Here is a 17,502-nt window from a genome sequence, read left to right as displayed (position 1 = left end):
GGGGATTATGGCCGTTTGGGTCGGATTCGTCCCATGGCCAGGGCATCGATATAGACCCCATCGCGGAAGGCGTAATCGCGCAGGCGCCCTTCCTCGACAAAGCCGAAATGCCGATACAGGCGGATGGCCCCGTCATTATCGGCAAACACCGTCAGTTCGATACGGTGCAGGTCCAGCCAACGGTCGGCGGCATCGATCAGGGCATGCATCAGGGACTTGCCCACCCCCATACCCTGGGCGTCATCATGAACGCCAATGGCCAGATCGGCCACATGCCGCCGCCGCCCGCCCTGGCGGAACAGTCCGGCGGACCCGACAAGCCGCCCGTCCAGGATGGCGACGACCTGCAAATCATCGGCCCCACCCTTTTCCATCCAGGCCCGCGTCCCTTCCACGCTGGGGAAGGGCGGGCGCAGGGTGCCGTGGCGGAACTTGGGCATGGAGGCCATGGCCGCCATCGCCGCCGCATCATCCAGCTGCCGCGCCCGCAGCCACAGGCCCGGTGGGCCAAAGGCGGCAGGCGTGCCGCCGGGCGGTGGGGTGAAGGCAGGCTGGCTCATAGCTTTACGCTCCTGTTGAGGTCACCGCCGACAGAAAGGCCCGGATCAAATCCGGACTTTTGCGGCCCGGCGCATCCTCCACCCCCGATGAGACATCGACGGCCTTGGCGCCCGTGGCCCGGATGGCATCGGCGACATTGGCGGGGTCCAACCCGCCCGACAACATCCAGGGTTTCTGCCAGTCACGGCCCGTCAGCAAGGACCAGTCGAAGGCAACCCCATTGCCACCGGGCAGAACGGCACCCTTGGGCGGCTTGGCATCGAACAGAAGCATGTCCACCACCGGCTCATAGGCCGTGGCGGCATCAAGGTCGGCGGCGTCGCCCACCTTCAACGCCTTCATAACCGGCAGGTTGAAACGCGCGCGGATGGCGGCCACCCGCTCCGGCGTCTCGCCCCCGTGCAACTGGATCAGGTCCAGCGGCACTTGGCCCGTGACATCGTCCAACAGGTCATCCGTCGGGTCCACGAACAGGCCCACGACGCGGGTACCCGTGCCGACCATGCGCGACAGTTCGGCAGCGGTGGCGATGGAGACGTTGCGCGGCGATTTCGGGAAGAACACCAGCCCGACCCAGCGAGCGCCGGCATCAAGGGCCGCCTGCATCGTCTCCGGTGTGCTGATCCCGCAGATCTTGGCCTTCACCGCACTCATGCGCCCAACTCCTCCGCAATACGCCGGGCGGCGGCGGCGGGGTCGGCATCCGCCGTGATGGGACGCCCGATGACCAGATGGTCGGCACCCGCGGCCACCGCATCGCGCGGGCCCATCACCCGCTTCTGGTCATTGGCCGCCGCCCAGGTCGGGCGGATGCCGGGCACCATCAGCGTGAAATCGGCAGGCAGATCTCGGCGCAGCAGCGCGACCTCGGCGGGCGAGCAGACGATGCCGTCCGCGCCATTGGCATGGGCCACCCGGGCCAGACGGCGAACCTGATCAGCGGCGGGCACGGCCTGCCCCACGGCGGTCAAGTCCTCGTCCGACAGGCTGGTCAGGACAGTGACCGCCAGGATGCGCATGCGGGGCAGCCCCAACCGTTCCGCCTCCTCCCGCGCGGCATCGGCGGCGGCGCGGATCATGGCGGGTCCGCCACCGGCATGGATGGTCAGGAATGTCGGCGCCAGCGGCGCGACGGAACGGACCGCACCCGCCACCGTGTTGGGAATATCGTGGAGCTTCAGGTCCAGGAACAAAGGCAGATCGCCCGCCGCGATGACATCGCGGATACCGGCGGGCCCCTGCGCCATGAAGAATTCCAGACCCAGCTTCACGCCCCCGACCAGGCCCGCAACCTGTGCCGCCATGGCCTTTGCCCCCTCAATCTCCGGCATATCCAGGGCGACGAAAACGCGGTCGGTGGGGCGCATGGTTCAGGGCTCCAGATAAAAAGGGCTTTCGGCAGGTTTAACGCGGAATGGCGGCGGCGCGAAGGGACGATGCGGTAGCCCTTCCATGCCGGACGCGGGGCGGCTTCCCAAAACGTAAGCCCGCCTCTTGACCCACGACCATGGCCCGGCCCAAGATGCAGCCCCATCGCCCTCACCCATGGAGCCTGCCATGCCCCTGCCACCCCCGGACGCCGCGCGGGAGCCGTTGCATACGCGTCAGGTGACCTGCAAAGGCTATCGCCGGGCCGATGGGCTGTGGGATATCGAAGGCCATATTACCGACCGTAAATCCTATGATTTTCAGCGCGATGGCCGCACGGTGCCCAGCGGTGATCCCATTCATGAGATGTGGGTACGGCTGACGCTGGATAACCGGCTGACGGTGAAGGCCGTCGCCGCCGTGACGGATGCAGCACCCTATCGGATGTGCCCATCGATCACGGAGAATTTTCAGCGGCTGGTGGGCCTGTCCATCGCCAGCGGCTGGACCGCCGCCGTCAAGGAACGGCTGGGCGGGGTGGAAGGCTGTACCCATATGGTGGAACTGCTGGGCCCGGTCGCGACAACGGCCTTTCAGACCATCGCGCCTTATCTGGAAGACCTGGACAAGAAGGCCCGCGCCGCCATGGTCGAGCGCGGCGAAACCCCGCCGCCCCGCCGCCGCCCGCCCATGCTGGACACCTGTCACGTCTGGGCCACAGACGGAGAGGTCGTGGCGCGGGAATGGCCGGAATTCGCGGTTGCAAAGCCGCAATGAGTAAATCGGTCAGATGTTTTGACCGATTGCACGGCGGCGACTGCCGCCGCGCCGCACATGCGGCGTCAAGCCCAAGCCCGCGGATGCGGGCGCCCGGCGCCTGAGGGAAAACTAATTACGGAGCCTTACCGGTCTGCAGGGTACCGGTCACGCTGCCGCCATCGGCGATGTTGATGCGGCCGTAACGGATGGTGCCGTCAATCTGCCCCGTCTCACCCACCGACAGGATGCCCGATACTTCGATGGTGCCCGTTGCGCGGCCATTGACGCGCATCTGTTCGACCTTGGCCACGCCTTCGAAATGCCCGCCCTCGGCGATTTCCAGGATCTTGATCTCGTTTAGAGTGACATCGACCAGACGGCCCCCGCCACATGCAGCGTGTGGCAGTGCGAAATCTTGGCGCCTTCGATGCGCGCCTCGGCAGAGATGGTGGTGATGCCCCCGGTGACGGGCCCGCTTTCAACCGCCGCTTCGGCAATGCCATGCAGGCCGGGACGCTGGAAACTACGCGGGTCCAGGATATCGTTGGGCATCGGTTGAACAACTCCGCCAGGGGACCGGGGGACGGTCGCAATCGTCGAACGGACCCTAAAGGAAACGGCCCGTCATTTCGGTTTCATTCATAAGCTGAAAGGGTTAAATCCGCAACGCTTCTTGCCCATGTCACGTTAGGGATGCATGGGGGTGCGTTGACAGGGGGAACCAGGGGCCCAATAGTCCCCGGTTCCGGCGCCCGGACATCGGGTTCGTGGCGCTTTGGACGATGGCTCCATGGAGTTGCAGCCGTGATCCCTGTTGTGATGCCCACCTATTCCCGCATCGACATCGTGTTCGAGCGGGGTGAAGGCGCCCATATCTGGGACACAACAGGCCGACGATTCCTGGATTTCACCGCCGGCATCGCGGTGAACGCCCTTGGTCACGCGCACCCCTATCTGGTGGAAAAGCTGACCGAGCAGGCGGGCAAGCTGTGGCATACCTCCAACCTGTTCCGGGTTGCGGGTCAGGAACAGCTGGCCAAGCGGCTCTGCGATCTGACCTTTGCCGACACAATGTTCTTCACGAATTCGGGCGTGGAAGCGTTTGAATGTGCGGTCAAGACGGTGCGCAAGTATCAGCATGATACCGGCCACCCGGAGAAGACCCGCTTCATCGTGGTCGGTGGGGCCTTCCATGGCCGTTCCACGACGGCCATTGCGGCTGCCAAGTCGGAAAAGATGGTCGGCGGATTCGGTCCCCTGCTGGACGCGTTCGATCAGGTACCGTTCGGCAATATGAACGAGTTGCGCAATGCCATCACGCCCCAGACGGCCGCCATCGTGGTGGAACCCATCTTGGGCGAAGGCGGGATCGTGGTGGGCAGCGATGAGTATCTGAAGGCCCTGCGCGATACCGCAGACGAGTTTGGCCTGCTGCTGGTGTTCGATGAGATTCAGACGGGCGTGGGCCGTACCGGCAAGATGTTTGCCCATGAATGGGCCGGCGTCACCCCGGACGTCATGCCCATCGCCAAGGGTATCGGCGGCGGCTTCCCCGTCGGCGCCTGCTTGGTCAGCGAGAAGGCAGCCAAGGGCATGGTGCCGGGCACCCACGGCTCCACCTTCGGCGGCAACCCGCTGGCCATGGCCGTCGCCAACGCCGTTCTGGATGTCATCACGGCCCCCGGCTTCCTGGAGCAGGTGACCGTCACCGGCGACAAACTGAAGGCGGAACTGGAGGCCCTGGTTGCCAAGTACCCGACCATCCTGGCCGAAGCGCGTGGCAAGGGGCTGATGCTGGGCCTGAAATGCGTGAAGCCGAATGGCGAGGTGGTGACCCGCCTGCGTGAGAACGGACTGCTGACCGTTCCGGCGGCGGAGAATGTCATCCGCATCCTGCCGCCCCTGACCATTGGCGACGCAGAAATCGCCGAAGCCGTTTCGATCATCGACAAGACCTGCCAGGAGCTGGCGCAATGACCATGCAGAAGTCCCCCCGCCATTTTCTGGATATCCATAACCATTCCATCGATGAGCTGCGCGAGATGCTGTCCCGCGCCGCCTTCATGAAGCGTGGTCAGGGGGCCGAGCGCCCCCTGCTGGGCAAGACGTTGGCCCTGATCTTCGAAAAGCCCAGCACGCGTACCCGCGTCTCGTTCGAGGTGGGCATGCGTCAGCTGGGTGGCGAGGTCATCTGCCTGACCGGCAAGGAAATCCAGCTGGGCCATGGCGAGACCATCGGCGACACAGCGCGTGTCCTGTCACGCTATGTCGACATCATCATGCTGCGCACCGACCATGAGACGAAGTTGCAGGAAATGGCGGAGGCGGCGACCGTCCCCGTCATCAACGGCCTGACCGACAGCTCTCACCCGGTCCAGATCATGGCCGACATCCTGACCTATGAGGAACGCAAGGGCCCTATCAAGGATGCGGTCTTCTGCTGGACCGGCGATGCCAACAATGTCTGCGAAAGCTTCATCCACGCTTCCGTGGCGTTCGATTTCGAGCTGCGCATCGCCTGCCCCCCGGAACTGTCGCCCTCGCACCAGACCTTGGAATGGATCAAGGCCAATAAGGGCCGCGTGACCGTGCATCGTGATGTGGAAGAGGCGGCGGCGGGTGCCGATGCCCTGGTCACCGACACCTGGGTGTCGATGCACAACAAGGACGCGCATCGCCGCCACAATCTGCTGAAGCCATATCAGGTAAACGATCGGATCATGGGTCTGGCGAAAAAAGACGCCATATTCATGCATTGTCTGCCCGCACACCGCGAGGAAGAGGTGACGTCCAGCGTCATTGATGGTCCGCAGTCGGCCGTGTGGGACGAGGCAGAGAACCGTATGCACGCCCAGAAGGGCATTCTGACCTGGTGCCTGAACCGATGAATTCCGTTCCCCCCGTGGCGGGCCAGCCCCGCCACGATACCGATGCCGTAACCGCCGAATTCGATATCTGCCAGCCGTTCCAGCTGGACAGCAGCTCCTTCCGTGGGCGGCTGATCCGGCTGGGTCCGGCCCTGGATGAGATCATCCGGCGGCATGATTACCCGGACGAGCTGGCGCCCCTGCTGGCCGATACCATCCTGCTGGCCGCGACCCTCGCGTCCGGCCTGAAATATGACGGCATCTTCACGCTTCAGACCAAGGGTGACGGTCCTGTCGCCTATACGGTGTCGGACGTCACCTCGGTCGGTGATCTGCGCGGCTACGCCCGCTTTGATGCCGACCGTCTGGCCGAACAGCGCCGGCATAAGGGCTTCCAGCCCGATCTTGGCGCGATGCTGGGTTCCGGCTATGTCGCCTTCACGGTCGATCAGGGGGAGCACACCGAGCGCTATCAGGGCATCGTGGAACTGCGCGGGGCCACGCTGGCCGATGCCGTGCGCCATTATTTCCGGCAGTCCGAACAGCTGGCCGCCAGCATCAAGAGCTTCGTGTCCAAGGATGCGGATGGCAAATGGGTGGGCGGGGCCATCATGCTGCAGGCCCTGCCGCCGGAAAATGCGGGTGTGTTCAGCGAGCATCAGGCCGGCGTGCGCGAGGAAGACTGGCACCGCGCCGGCGTCATGCTGGAGACGGTGACGGCACATGAGCTTCTGGACCCGGCCCTGACGGTAAATGAGCTGATCTACCGCCTGTTCCACGAGGAAAGCCCGCGCATTTACGAGCGCCGGGAACTGCGCCCCGGCTGCCGCTGCTCCCGCGAGCGGGTGACGGACGTGCTGCGCAGCCTGGATCGGGGCGACCTCGATGAACTGCGCGTGGACGGCCTTGTCGCCGTGACGTGCGAGTTCTGCAACGCCACCTACAGCTTCAACGACACTGAACTGGACGAGGTTTACGCGGCGTTTTGAGGGCGGATACCGGATGCGGGTTCAGGCCCGCATCCAGCCCCCCGTCAAATCTTAACCGGTACCGACAGTTCCACGGCCCCGTCGCGCCCGTCGGTGATGTCCAGCGTGCGGAAGTCGAAATCCCGCTCCGGCCCCTTGAACACATCATATTCCAGGACGCGGTCCACGGAATTGTCGGGCTTGAAGGTCAGGACCTTGGGCTTGATCGAATAAAGCTGGTCCGGGGTGATGCTGGCGGATGCGGCGATGATCACCTCGTCCCCCTTCTGGCAGGTGCGGGCGGCGGCACCGTTCAGGATGCAGGCCTTGGACCCCGGCTCGCCAAAGATCACATAGGTGGAAATCCGCGCCCCGCTGCTCTTGTTCCAGATCTCCACGAATTCCAGCGGATAGATACCGGCCAGCGCGCACTGTTCCGGGTCCAGGGTGATGGACCCGTGATAGTCCAGATCGGCACCGGTGACGCGGATGCCGTGGAACTTGGCGCGGACAATCTTGATCATAAGGGGCTGCTCCGGTCGGTCTGGCACGATCCTCAGGACCCGCCGATCATTCCGGCCACCGGATCGGCGGCCGCGTCGACGGTTTCGCCAATCACATAAGCGTTCCTGACGCTGCATACCACCGCATCCGCCGCAGCCCTGTCCGCCGCATGCACGAAGCAGAGCGGCTGATCCGGCCCCACCGCCGCCCCGATGGGCGCCACCTGATCCAGCCCGACACGCGGATCAACCGCATCCTGGGGCCGGGTGCGCCCGCCGCCCAGCGCCACGACGGCCAGGCCAAGCGCCCGCACATCCTGCCCCGTGACAATGCCGGGCCGGTCGGCGAAGACCGGCACGATGACGGGGGCGGAGGTCAGATGCCGGTCGGGCCGTTCGATCAGGTCGGGCGGCCCACCCAGCACCGCCACCATGCGGGCGAACCGGTCCGCCGCGGCTCCGGTGGCAATGGCCTGATCCACCAGCTTTCCGGCGCTCGCGGCATCGGTGGCCAGCCCAGACAGGATCAGCAGTTCCACGCACAAGGCCCGCGTCACCCGCCACAGCCGCGTTTCCGCCGCCCCACCAGCCAGGATCGACAGGCATTCGCGCAGTTCCAGGGCATTGCCGGCACTGTGACCCAGCACCTGTCCCATATCGGTCAGCAGGGCGCGGGTGGGCAGGCCGGTATCGCTAGCGGTGCGAACCAGCATTTCCGCCAGTCCGGCGGCATCCTCCCGGCTTTCCATGAAGGCACCCGATCCGAACTTCACATCCAGGACCAGGGCATTCAGGCCGGCGGCCAGCTTCTTGGACAGGATGGAGGCGGTGATCAGGTGGATGCTTTCCACCGTCGCGGTGACATCGCGAATCGCATAAAGCCGGCGGTCGGCAGGGGCGATTTCATCCGTGGCCCCGACAATGGCGCAGCCGACCCGCCGCACGACGGTTTTCAGCCGGTGCAGGTCCGGTTGCGCATCATAGCCTTGGATGGCTTCCATCTTGTCGAGCGTGCCGCCCGTATGGCCCAGCCCCCGACCAGAGATCATGGGCACATAGCCGCCGCAGGCCGCGATGATGGGGGCCAACAGCAGGCTGACCTTGTCCCCCACCCCGCCCGTGGAATGTTTATCCAGAACCGGACCGCCCAAACCTTCGCGCGACCAGTCTAAAATCGTCCCCGACCCGGTCATGGCCCGCAGCAGGGCCACGCGCTCGCCGGCATCCATGCCCTGGAACCAGACCGCCATGGCAAAGGCCGCCGCCTGGCCTTCCGACACCGATCCGTCGGTCAGGCCCGCGATGAAGACAGCAATATCGTCCGCCGACAGGGCATGCCCGTCACGTTTGCGGCGGATAATCTCCTGCGGCAGGAACATGGGCGCGGATACTCACCGGGGCTTTTGGCCGGGGCAGGCCATGGCAATGGGATCCACACCATAGCGTGTTCCCGCCGCCGGGTGCAGGGGGGCCGACATGCGAAATGCCGCAGGGCGTAGCAGCACCATATCCGGGTCCTGCCTGTGCAGCGCCTCCCGATTCGCGCGGCTGGCCAGCGCCGCCGTCAGTTGTGCCGCCAGCTTGGGGTCCAGGGACGGGCCGGCGATCCAGGCCACGGGCTGCATCATGGTCGCCACCTCGCCCTGGTCGGGGCCATAGGTTCCGGCGGCAATGGTACCGGGCGCACCGAACGGGTGCAGGCCTGACAGGCGGCCCGCCGGATCACCCGTGACGGGCAGCAGCCGCGCACCCGCCGTCACGGCCATGGCCACCACCGGGTCCGGTGCGGCGGCGATTCGGAACAGCGCATCGACACGACCATCGGCCAGCGCCAAGGCCGCCTGTTCGCCACCGATCTCCACCGCCCGCACCTGTTGCCGGCGCATTCCGTAGGCGGACAGGATGCGTTCGGCCAGACGGCGTTCATCGCTGCCCGCCACGCCGATGGCGACGCGCCGGCCCTTCAGCTGTGCAATATCGGTCAGGCCGGTTTCGGCACGGACCAGAACATGCAGCGATTCGTTATAGATCTCGCCCAGGATGGTCAGTTCCGCCGGCCTGGCACCGGGGGCGGGGAAGCAGCGGGCGGCATAGATGCGGTCGGCAGGCGCCAGCCCGGTTTCAACGGCACCCGATGCCACCGCCTCCACAATGTCGCGGCGGTCGGGCAGGCTCTGCGTCAGTGCCACCAGCCCTTGCACGCCACAGGCGCGGTCATCATCCTTGCAGGCCGGCATGCCCGGCGGGCGCGACAGGATGGAGGCCAGGGCAGAGCCGACATCGAACCCGCGTTCCCCCGACGGATCGGCCGCGATGCGCAGATAGCGCGCGGACGCATCCACACCCGCCGGTGCCCGGCCCAAGGCCACCAGTGCGGCCAACGGCACCGCCAACAGCGGAATTAACCAATATCTGGGGGACATGGCACAGGCGCCCTACCAAGTTTGGGCTTATTCACGCCTTTCCAGCCTGCCTGTCAAATGCGCCCTGGTGATGGCAGTCCGAAAAGTTCCGCCTGTTGCCCCGCAGATTCATTCCTTTTGGACAGGCGGGACGGCCAGCGCATAGGCGACGATGGCGTTGGCATGACCATGGCCCATGCCATGCTCCGTCTTCAGCAGGGCGACCAGTTCCATATGTTTGGCGGGCAGGCGCTGTTTGACCAGATCCAGCCAGTCCGCGATGGGACGGCCATATTTCTTCTCGATCGATGGAAAATAGGATGCGGGTCCCTTCACCGGTTCGTCAGCCATCGTCCCACCCAGCCATTGCATTTCAGGTCGATACAACCCATGCGCCGGGAAGCGGGCGCTGTAAACAGCTGTGAGGCGTGGTTATGGGGCTGACACCCCGGATTCCAGGACAGAACTAGCCTTTTGGGATATGCACGGGCTTTACGGTCCCCCCTGGCTGCGGCACTCTGTCCATAGGGAAGCATCGCCATTGAGACGATGCCCGACGGGGGAAACGCGCATGGCATCACGGCTTGGCTCGATGCTGCTGGTCCTGGGTCTTCTGGGCGGTGCCGTCACCGCGCGGGCTGAACAGCAGATATTGCCCGCCGCCGCCAACCTGACCGCCGAACAGCTTTTCTCTGTCGCCTTCCGCCCCATCATCGACAATGCCCTGAAACAGCCCAACATGCCGGCCCTGCTGGGCGATGGGCTGCGCCGTGTGGCGGCATCGGACCGGACCCTGGGCGTCGTGTCGGTGCCGGGGCACCTGCTGCTGACGCGCGAGGGCGTGGAACTGGCGCGTGTGGTGCTGCCGGGTGACATGATCCCCGAACGCTGGGCCAACGCGACGGCGGAGATGCTGCGGGCCATCGCCGCGGCCTCTCCCGCCATCGCCGCCAAGGACCGGGAACAGGTCTGGCGCGACATGTTCGACGGCATGATGACCGATCTGGACCCCTATTCCCGCTATGCCGAGCCCAACCGGGCGCAGGGGGAGCGCACCCAGCGCGAGGGGTATGACGGGATCGGCGTCGGCATCCGCAATGTCGATGGCTTTTACGAGATTTCCGACATGGTGCCCGACGGGCCGGCAGCGGCAGCCGGTGTCAAGGTCGGCGACCGGATATTCGAAGTGGCCGGCACCCGCACCCTCGGCCTGCCTTATGAAAGGCTGTCAGCCCTGATCCAGGGGCCGGAGGGCAGCTGGGTGGAAATGAAGCTGGGTCCCAGCGACCAGCGCCCGCGCAATGTCACCATCCGCCGCCGGCATCTGGTACCCAATACGGTTCAGGCCGTCCTCAATGATGGCGTCGTGACCGTTCGGGTCGAGCGGTTCAACAATGCCACCCAGGATAATGTGCGTCAGGCCATCCAGCGCTATCTGGACCGGGGGCCGGTGCGTGGCGTCGTCATGGATCTGCGTGGTAATCCCGGCGGGGTGATGGTGCAGGCGGTGGGCGTGGTCAACCTGTTCGTGCCGCAAGGCCGAATCATCACCACGCGGGGCCGCAACCCCAGCTCCATCCAGTGGTTTGAGGCGCAGAAGCCGACCACCCTTTTCCCCGACCTGCCGCTGGTCGTCTTGATCGACGGGCAGACGGCGTCATCGGCGGAGATTGTGGCGGCGGCACTGCAGGATGCGGGCCGCGCCCTGATCGTCGGCTCCTCTTCTTATGGCAAGGGCAGCGTGCAGCATGTGACGCAACTGCCCAATGGCGGGGAACTGTTCATCACCTGGAGCCGGATTTACGCGCCCAGCGGATATAGCTTTGACGGCCAGGGCGTGCTGCCCAGCCTCTGCACCTCGCAGGCGGGCGTGAATGTGCAGTCGCTGCTGGCCGCCGCGGCGCAGGGCGACCGGGGCGAACAGGCAACAAGGTCACGTCAGCGGCTGGCCGCCCCCGACGATGCCGAGGCGCTGGCGCAACTGCGCGCCACCTGTCCGCCAAAGCCCGCCGACAGCGTGGCATCCGCCGCCGTAACGGTATCGCTGGCCCGTGCCCTGGTGGAGGATGTGGGGCTTTACCGCCAAGCCCTCGCATCACGGCACATCAACGTTGCGGAGAGGTAGGGTCTTTGTCCTTGACAGACGGGGGCGGATGCGTAGATTCCGCCGCTGTGCCGCCGGGGGTCTTCCTCCGGTGGACTTGGTTTATACTCATCGGCCGCGCGTCCTTGCGGTGGCCGCAAGTCAGACGCAGGTAGGGTATCATGGCTAAGCAGAACACCGTGCTGATCAAGCTGGTTAGCACCGCTGACACGGGCTACTTCTATGTGAAGAAGAAGAACCCCCGTAAGACGACCGAGAAGCTGGAATTCAACAAGTACGATCCGGTTGCTCGCAAGCACGTCGCCTTCAAGGAATCCAAGATGAAGTGATCTCCCTTTCGGGATGATCCTCTTTTGGATCGGGGCCACGGCCCTGACGAAGCATAAACCCCCGCCGGTCCGCCCGGCGGGGGTTTTGCTTTTGGGGTTGGGGTTGGGTTGTGCTGATCAGGGCCTGTGAGGTCTTGATTGAAGCGCCACCCTTCGTCATCCCGGCGCAAGCCGGGACCCAGGGGCCACAGGAAAGGACCTGGACGCAGCTTCGACCATCGTCGCTGAACGGTTGGTCGTCTGCCCGCTGGATCCCGGCTTGCGCCAGGATGACGAAGGAAGAAGCGATTCCGGTCAGTGCGTATCCGCACTGGCGACACGCAAGCCGCGCGACGGACGCCACCAGGCCCGATTCTACCGCTCCGGTGGTCTTGGGGGATTGTCAGGGGAAAGCCCCAAACGCAAAAGGCCGCCTTGAAGGCGGCCTTTGATGCATCATCTTGATTTTGTCTGGAGCGGGCGAAGGGATTCGAACCCTCGACCCCAACCTTGGCAAGGTTGTGCTCTACCCCTGAGCTACGCCCGCATTACCAGACAGGCCTGCCTTGCGGCAGTGGGTTATCGGAACTGGAGCGGGCGAAGGGATTCGAACCCTCGACCCCAACCTTGGCAAGGTTGTGCTCTACCCCTGAGCTACGCCCGCCCATTTCCGATGTCCGTCCGGGTCGTCCCCGGCGGTGAGCGCGGAATATAGCCATCAAACTTTGCCATGCAAGGACTTTTTTTCCATGCCTGTATGGTTTTCTGCGAAAGCACCCCATCCTTGATGCATGGCACCCCATCGGGAGGTTTGCCGCAGGGCCATGGCCGATCTATATAAGCCAGTGACGATCCCCGCATCGCGGGGCCATGCATGATCACCCGATCCAGGAACAAGAACCCATGTTCTCGCCCACGCCTTCGCCCCAGCCAAAGCCCGCCGCCACCGACCTGATCAAGGATGGCAGCGACGCCGGTTTCATGGCCGATGTCATCGAGGCGTCGCAGGAAGTGCCCGTCATCGTCGATTTCTGGGCCACCTGGTGCGGCCCCTGCAAGACGCTGGGTCCGATCCTGGAAAAGGCCGTGACCGCCGCCAAGGGTGCCGTGAAGCTGGTGAAGATCGACACCGACAAGCATCCCGCCGTGGCGGGCCAGCTGCGGGTACAGTCGATCCCCACCGTCTATGCCTTTTTCCAGGGCCGCCCCGTGGACGGGTTCCAGGGCGCTCTGCCGGAAAGCCAGATCAAGGCCTTCATCGAACGTCTGGTGAAGCTGTCGGGCGGCACCGGCGCCATCGACATCGCCGCCATCCTGGCCGAGGCCAAGGGCCTGCTGGATGCCGGTGATGCGCAGGGGGCTGCCGCTGTCTATCAGGAAGTGCTGGCCGAGGAGCCGGAGAACGCCGCCGCCTATGCTGGCGTCATCCGCTGCCTGCTGGCCGTGGGGGAAGCCGACGCTGCCAAGGGCATGCTCGCCGACGCACCCGCCGGTATCGCCAAGTCCGCCGAACTGGCCGCCGTGAAATCGCAGATCGAACTGTCCGAACAGGCCGCCAATGCCGGCCCCCTGGATGATCTGAAGGCTGCGGTCACCGCCGACCCGGCCAACCATCAGGCCCGTTACGATTACGCGGTGGCGCTCTTCGCCGCCGGGCGTAATGAGGAGGCGGTGGAAGCTCTGCTGGAGATCGTGAAGCGCGACCGGGAATGGAATGAGAAGGCCGCCCGCACCCAGCTTCTGAAGATGTTCGAGGCGCTGGGCCCCATGGACAAGCTGGTCATCCAGGCCCGCCGTAAACTGTCGTCGCTGCTGTTCGCATGAGCCAGAACCCGTTCGACCTGCCCCATGATCAGTTGCCGGACACCATCCCCGTCTTTCCGTTGACGGGAGTGCTTCTGCTGCCGCGTGGCAAGCTGCCGCTCAATATCTTTGAGCCGCGCTATCTGAACATGGTGCAGGACGCGCTGGCATCGAACCGGCTGATCGGCATGATCCAGCCGCGTGATGGCGGGATGGGCAACCACCCGCCCCTTTACGATACCGGCTGCGTCGGGCGCATCACCAGCTTCAGCGAGACCGAGGATGGCCGCTTCCTGATCACCCTGACGGGGATCAGCCGGTTCCGTATCGCGGGCGAGGTGCCGACCACGCGTGGATATCGCCGCATCATCGCCGACTGGTCAGCTTTCGCCGCCGACCTGCACGAGGATGCCCCCTGCGATCTGGACCGCACCAGCCTGGACGGCACCCTGCGCGCCTATTTCAAGCAGCAGGGGATCAGCGCCAATTGGGACAGCATCGCCCAGGCGCCATTGGACCGGCTGATCACTTCGCTGGCCATGATCTGTCCCTTCGATGCGCCGGAAAAGCAGGCCCTGCTGGAAAGCCCCGACCTGAATGCCCGTGCCAAGCTGTTGCTGGCGCTGGTTGAAATGGCCGTCCATCAGGGCGGCGACAATGAAGGTGGCGGCGCCCGCCATTGATCTTTTTGACGTTGAGGCTTGCCTCAAACCCGGAGTATCCACGATGACCGACGCCCCCACTCAGACCGACAGCGCCCGCGTCGATCCGCGCCTGCTGGAGATCCTGGTCTGCCCGCTGACCAAGGCGCCCCTGCGCTATGACGCCGCCGCCCAGGAACTGATCTCTGATCAGGCCAAGCTGGCCTATCCCATCCGTGACGGCATTCCCATCATGCTGGTGGATGAAGCGCGTCGCCTGGACGATGCCGCCTGAATGAGCGAGGAACGTTTCGCCAGCGAGGCTGGCGGCAGCAGCCACTGGCCCACCGAACTGCGCCTGAACCGGGCCGAGCGCGTGCTGTCCGTCAGTTTCGATGATGGTAGCCGTTTCGACCTGCCGGCAGAGTTTCTGCGCGTGGAAAGCCCGTCGGCAGAGGTGCAGGGCCACACGCCAGCACAAAAACAGCTGGTGACTGGCAAACGTCATGTCGCCATCACCCGCGTCGATCCCGTGGGCAACTACGCCGTCCGCCTGACCTTTGACGACGGCCACGACAGCGGCATCTATAGCTGGACCCTGCTGCACCGCCTGGGCAGGGAACAGGGTGGCCTGTGGCAGACCTATCTGGATGCGCTGGCCGTCAAGGGGTTGGCGCGGTAGATCGCAGTCCCCTTCACGGCAGCGCGCAATCATCCAGCCCGTCGCGGCGCACGATCTCCATCCGTTGCTGCAAGGTGCCGGCGCGGCCCGCGACATAGCGACCGGGCGGATTCGCCTTCCATTTCAGGGGGCTTGGCAGGATGGCGGCCAGAAGTGCTGCCTCACGCGGGGTCAAGGCCTCGGCCCCCTTGCCGAACCAGTATCGCGACGCCGCCTCCGCGCCATAGGTGCCGGGGGCCCATTCCACGATGTTGAGATAGACCTCCAGGATACGGCGCTTGGACCAGAAGGTCTCCACCAGCATCGTGAACCACAGTTCCACGCCCTTGCGCAGCCAGGACCGGTCGGGCCACAGAAAGGCATTCTTGGCCACCTGCTGGCTGATGGTGCTGCCGCCACGCATGCGCTGATGGGTTTGGTTGCGTTCCAGCGCTTTCTCGACGGCGTCCAGGTCCACACCCATATGGTCGCAGAAGCGGCTATCCTCCGCCCCGATAACGGCGCGGGCCAGATGCGGGCTGATCCGGTCCATGGACCGCCAGGAATGGTTCCAGTCGGCCCCGCCCAGGGTGCGGATCACCATCAGCGGCGTGGCCGGCACAGGCAGCACGGCATAGGCCAGAACCCACAGGATGGAAAAGCCGACCAGCCCGGCGAGGCCCAAGGCCACCACCCGCGCGATGCGCAGCATGTTCCATCGCTTGTCCTGGGCCATCCGGGCCAGACCTCCTTGTCTTTTTCCGTCCGCATCTTGGCGCAGACAGGGGGCATAAAGCACCGTAAAAAGACGGGCACCCGTTTCTGCTGCCAAGGATGACCCGCGATGTACAGGCTTTATGGCAATTCCGGCATGGCCAATCTTGCCCCGCACATGGCCCTGGAAACCATCGGCGCGCCCTATAAAATGGTGCTGGTGGACACGGGCGCGAAGGAACATCACGGTGCCGCCTATCTGCGCCTGAACCCCACGGGCCGCGTGCCGGTGCTGGTGGATGGGGAACAGCCGATCTTCGAGACGGCGGCCATCCTGTTGCATCTGGCCGACCGCCATCCCGACGCGGGCCTGATGCCGCCCGTGGGTACGGTGGAACGGGCGCTGGCCTATCAATGGCTGATCCACCTGACCAATTCGGTGCAGGTCGCCTATCTGGCCTATTATTACCCCGAGCGGCAGATCGCGGACCCGGCCCTTGCCGACAGCGTGAAACAGGCGGCGGAGGTTCGGGCAGGGGAACTGTTCGACCTGTTGGACACGGCGCTGGCGGGGCGTGACTGGCTGACAGGCGACAGGCCGGGGATCGTGGATTTCATGCTACTGATGCTGACGCGCTGGGGCCGTAATTTTGCGGGGCGCCCGCCGCGCCTGCTGCCCAATATCGGTGCCCATGCGGCGCGTACCGCCGCCCTTCCTGCCGTCATCCGGGCGTTCGAACAGGAGGGGCTGGCCCAGCCCTGGTACTGACCCCGCAGGGCGTCTCCATCCCCTTTGCGTACGCTCGTCCCCTACCGATTCGCCGCCTCCGCCGCCCTTGGATGGCTGGATTGTCGGAAATGCGGATTGACGTTGCGTGCGCGAAGGGCCAATTAGCGCCCTATGCATGAAAAGACGTAACCCGCCCCCGGGTCCCGTGCGGGAACCCAGGGGGCCCAAAGCCCGACCGAACCCGCGATGACGGGTTGGCGCGGATGGCTTGTGGCGTACCTGGACCCTGTGGCCACCGGTGCCTGACGCACCACGGCCCCTACCGCGCACGGGGGATCACCGGGATCGAGCGCCGCTTTCAGCATGGAATTTCCGAACGTTCCGGCCCGGCCGGCGCGTTCACCGCCTATCGGATCGCACCGGCCCGGCCGGTGCCGGACGGGGCGGACCAACCAGAAGGAGACGAGACCTTGACTGAACAACTGCTTGCCGGAAAGAACATCGCCATTCTCGTGGCCAATGGCTTCGAAGAGCTGGAGATGACCGAGCCGCAGCGCGCCCTGCTGAAGGCCGGCGCCAAGCCGAAGGTGATTTCGCCCGAGCAGGGCCTGGTGAATGGCTGGCACGGCGCCGCCTGGGGCCATTATTTCCCGACCGACCGTCATGTCGGTGAAGTGCTGGCCGCCGATTTCGACCTGCTGGTCCTGCCGGGCGGCGACCGTTCGGTGGCCAAGCTGGCGACCAACCCGCATACCCGCCGCATCATCGGCAGCTTCGTCGACAGCGGCAAGGGCATCGTTGCCTTCGGCAAGGGCGTTGAGCTGCTGGCCCTGGTGGAGCGTATCAAGGGCCGTACCGTGACCGGCGCCGACAGCGCCCGCGCCGCCCTGGAAGCCGCCGGCGCCAAGTGGTCGGACGACGAGATCGTCCAGGATCGTTTCCTGCTGACGGCCAAGAGCAATGAGGACATGTCCGGCCTGATCGACGCCATGCTGCGGAACTTCACCGCCGCCGTCGAACAGCGCAAGGCTGCCGCCTGATATTTCAGGCAGGCTTGTCCCTGTGACGAAAAACCCCGCTGTCCAGCTGGACAGCGGGGTTTTTGTTTGCGCG

General features: G+C 65.2%; 22 protein-coding genes and 2 tRNA genes. 12 read left to right on the top strand and 12 right to left on the bottom strand.

All coding sequences use genetic code 11. The features are described 5' to 3' along the window. Positions 1-5: 5 nt before the first annotated feature. From ACT6Q8_RS13230 to pyrF, 3 genes are read right to left on the bottom strand one after another with little or no spacing between them, the layout of a single operon-like run. Complete coding sequence (locus ACT6Q8_RS13230; protein WP_444732737.1) at positions 6-560, bottom strand: GNAT family N-acetyltransferase; 555 nt, start codon at positions 558-560, stop codon at positions 6-8. Between the two features lie 4 nt (positions 561-564). Beyond that, positions 565-1,215 carry a phosphoribosylanthranilate isomerase gene (locus ACT6Q8_RS13225; RefSeq protein ID WP_054168579.1) on the bottom strand — a complete coding sequence of 217 codons (651 nt, stop codon included), beginning with the start codon at positions 1,213-1,215 and terminating at the stop codon, positions 565-567. Beyond that, positions 1,212-1,928, bottom strand: a complete 717-nt coding sequence (gene pyrF / locus ACT6Q8_RS13220; protein WP_444732738.1) for an orotidine-5'-phosphate decarboxylase — start codon at positions 1,926-1,928, stop codon at positions 1,212-1,214. The genes ACT6Q8_RS13225 and pyrF overlap by 4 nt, the downstream gene beginning before the upstream one ends. Before the next feature lie 190 nt (positions 1,929-2,118). Between pyrF and ACT6Q8_RS13215 the strand changes: the two genes are divergently transcribed. Further along, on the top strand, positions 2,119-2,706 hold the full coding sequence (locus ACT6Q8_RS13215; protein ID WP_054168626.1) for a DUF2889 domain-containing protein: 588 nt from the start codon (positions 2,119-2,121) through the stop codon (positions 2,704-2,706). 115 nt (positions 2,707-2,821) lie between these two features. Here the strand turns inward: ACT6Q8_RS13215 and ACT6Q8_RS13210 are convergent, their stop codons facing one another. Together ACT6Q8_RS13210 and ACT6Q8_RS13205 are read right to left on the bottom strand one after the other, a co-directional pair. Beyond that, on the bottom strand, positions 2,822-2,998 hold the full coding sequence (locus tag ACT6Q8_RS13210) for a polymer-forming cytoskeletal protein (protein ID WP_444732739.1): 177 nt from the start codon (positions 2,996-2,998) through the stop codon (positions 2,822-2,824). Positions 2,999-3,045: 47 nt separating this feature from the next. Next, the gene (locus tag ACT6Q8_RS13205; RefSeq protein WP_444732740.1) at positions 3,046-3,240 is read right to left on the bottom strand and encodes a hypothetical protein; all 195 of its coding nucleotides are present in this window, start codon (positions 3,238-3,240) and stop codon (positions 3,046-3,048) included. 252 nt (positions 3,241-3,492) lie between these two features. Between ACT6Q8_RS13205 and ACT6Q8_RS13200 the strand changes: the two genes are divergently transcribed. The 3 genes from ACT6Q8_RS13200 to hslO are packed head-to-tail and all read left to right on the top strand — an operon-like array spanning position 3,493 to position 6,544. Further along, entirely contained in the window at positions 3,493-4,665 is a 1,173-nt protein-coding gene (locus ACT6Q8_RS13200; RefSeq protein WP_054168576.1) for an aspartate aminotransferase family protein, read from the top strand. Beyond that, on the top strand, positions 4,662-5,576 hold the full coding sequence (argF, locus tag ACT6Q8_RS13195; protein WP_444732741.1) for an ornithine carbamoyltransferase: 915 nt from the start codon (positions 4,662-4,664) through the stop codon (positions 5,574-5,576). Before ACT6Q8_RS13200 ends, argF begins: the two co-directional genes overlap by 4 nt. Continuing rightward, the gene (gene hslO, locus ACT6Q8_RS13190) at positions 5,573-6,544 is read left to right on the top strand and encodes an Hsp33 family molecular chaperone HslO (protein WP_082372393.1); all 972 of its coding nucleotides are present in this window, start codon (positions 5,573-5,575) and stop codon (positions 6,542-6,544) included. Before argF ends, hslO begins: the two co-directional genes overlap by 4 nt. Positions 6,545-6,588: 44 nt before the next feature. Here the strand turns inward: hslO and ACT6Q8_RS13185 are convergent, their stop codons facing one another. The 4 genes from ACT6Q8_RS13185 to ACT6Q8_RS13170 form a co-directional block, all read right to left on the bottom strand. Then, entirely contained in the window at positions 6,589-7,047 is a 459-nt protein-coding gene (locus ACT6Q8_RS13185) for an aspartate 1-decarboxylase (RefSeq protein WP_444732742.1), read from the bottom strand. Positions 7,048-7,079: 32 nt separating this feature from the next. After that, positions 7,080-8,405 (bottom strand): thymidine phosphorylase, encoded by a 1,326-nt coding sequence (gene deoA / locus ACT6Q8_RS13180; protein ID WP_444732743.1) that lies wholly within the window; start codon positions 8,403-8,405, stop codon positions 7,080-7,082. 12 nt (positions 8,406-8,417) lie between these two features. Beyond that, the gene (locus ACT6Q8_RS13175; protein WP_444739392.1) at positions 8,418-9,413 is read right to left on the bottom strand and encodes a TAXI family TRAP transporter solute-binding subunit; all 996 of its coding nucleotides are present in this window, start codon (positions 9,411-9,413) and stop codon (positions 8,418-8,420) included. A 144-nt stretch (positions 9,414-9,557) separates the two neighbouring features. Further along, on the bottom strand, positions 9,558-9,779 hold the full coding sequence (locus ACT6Q8_RS13170) for a DUF4287 domain-containing protein (RefSeq protein WP_054168623.1): 222 nt from the start codon (positions 9,777-9,779) through the stop codon (positions 9,558-9,560). Between the two features lie 220 nt (positions 9,780-9,999). Here ACT6Q8_RS13170 and ACT6Q8_RS13165 point away from each other — a divergent pair, with 220 nt between their 5' ends. Together ACT6Q8_RS13165 and rpmG are read left to right on the top strand one after the other, a co-directional pair. Next, entirely contained in the window at positions 10,000-11,553 is a 1,554-nt protein-coding gene (locus ACT6Q8_RS13165; protein ID WP_444732744.1) for a S41 family peptidase, read from the top strand. Between the two features lie 140 nt (positions 11,554-11,693). Further along, entirely contained in the window at positions 11,694-11,861 is a 168-nt protein-coding gene (rpmG, locus tag ACT6Q8_RS13160; RefSeq protein WP_029012212.1) for a 50S ribosomal protein L33, read from the top strand. 451 nt (positions 11,862-12,312) lie between these two features. Here rpmG and ACT6Q8_RS13155 read toward each other — a convergent pair. After that, positions 12,313-12,387, bottom strand: a tRNA-Gly gene (locus tag ACT6Q8_RS13155). Between the two features lie 42 nt (positions 12,388-12,429). Continuing rightward, positions 12,430-12,504 (bottom strand) — tRNA-Gly (locus tag ACT6Q8_RS13150). A 239-nt stretch (positions 12,505-12,743) separates the two neighbouring features. Here ACT6Q8_RS13150 and trxA point away from each other — a divergent pair. Genes trxA through ACT6Q8_RS13130 form a run of 4 tightly spaced genes read left to right on the top strand, consistent with a single transcriptional unit; the run spans position 12,744 to position 14,966 of the window. After that, a complete protein-coding gene (gene trxA / locus ACT6Q8_RS13145) occupies positions 12,744-13,664 on the top strand; it encodes a thioredoxin (protein ID WP_444732745.1) in 921 nt (306 codons plus the stop codon). Beyond that, positions 13,661-14,326, top strand: a complete 666-nt coding sequence (locus tag ACT6Q8_RS13140) for an LON peptidase substrate-binding domain-containing protein (protein WP_054168571.1) — start codon at positions 13,661-13,663, stop codon at positions 14,324-14,326. The genes trxA and ACT6Q8_RS13140 overlap by 4 nt, the downstream gene beginning before the upstream one ends. 43 nt (positions 14,327-14,369) lie before the next feature. Beyond that, on the top strand, positions 14,370-14,579 hold the full coding sequence (locus tag ACT6Q8_RS13135; RefSeq protein ID WP_054168570.1) for a Trm112 family protein: 210 nt from the start codon (positions 14,370-14,372) through the stop codon (positions 14,577-14,579). Next, on the top strand, positions 14,580-14,966 hold the full coding sequence (locus tag ACT6Q8_RS13130; protein ID WP_054168569.1) for a gamma-butyrobetaine hydroxylase-like domain-containing protein: 387 nt from the start codon (positions 14,580-14,582) through the stop codon (positions 14,964-14,966). A 13-nt stretch (positions 14,967-14,979) separates the two neighbouring features. On the opposite strand, the gene mtgA is transcribed toward ACT6Q8_RS13130, so the two are convergent. Continuing rightward, entirely contained in the window at positions 14,980-15,681 is a 702-nt protein-coding gene (gene mtgA / locus ACT6Q8_RS13125) for a monofunctional biosynthetic peptidoglycan transglycosylase (protein WP_444732746.1), read from the bottom strand. A gap of 108 nt (positions 15,682-15,789) precedes the next feature. On the opposite strand from mtgA, the gene ACT6Q8_RS13120 reads away from it, so the two are divergent. Continuing rightward, on the top strand, positions 15,790-16,428 hold the full coding sequence (locus tag ACT6Q8_RS13120) for a glutathione S-transferase family protein (protein WP_444732747.1): 639 nt from the start codon (positions 15,790-15,792) through the stop codon (positions 16,426-16,428). A gap of 431 nt (positions 16,429-16,859) precedes the next feature. Beyond that, positions 16,860-17,429, top strand: coding sequence for a DJ-1/PfpI family protein (locus tag ACT6Q8_RS13115; RefSeq protein ID WP_054168620.1), 570 nt, complete (start codon positions 16,860-16,862; stop codon positions 17,427-17,429). Positions 17,430-17,502: the final 73 nt, after the last annotated feature.

Origin of the sequence: Niveispirillum sp. (genome assembly GCF_052437035.1) — a bacterium.
In the GTDB taxonomy this organism is placed as follows: Bacteria; Pseudomonadota; Alphaproteobacteria; order Azospirillales; family Azospirillaceae; genus Niveispirillum.
Note: the sequence above shows the minus strand (reverse complement) of the source record. Positions and strands in the feature narration are given on the sequence as shown.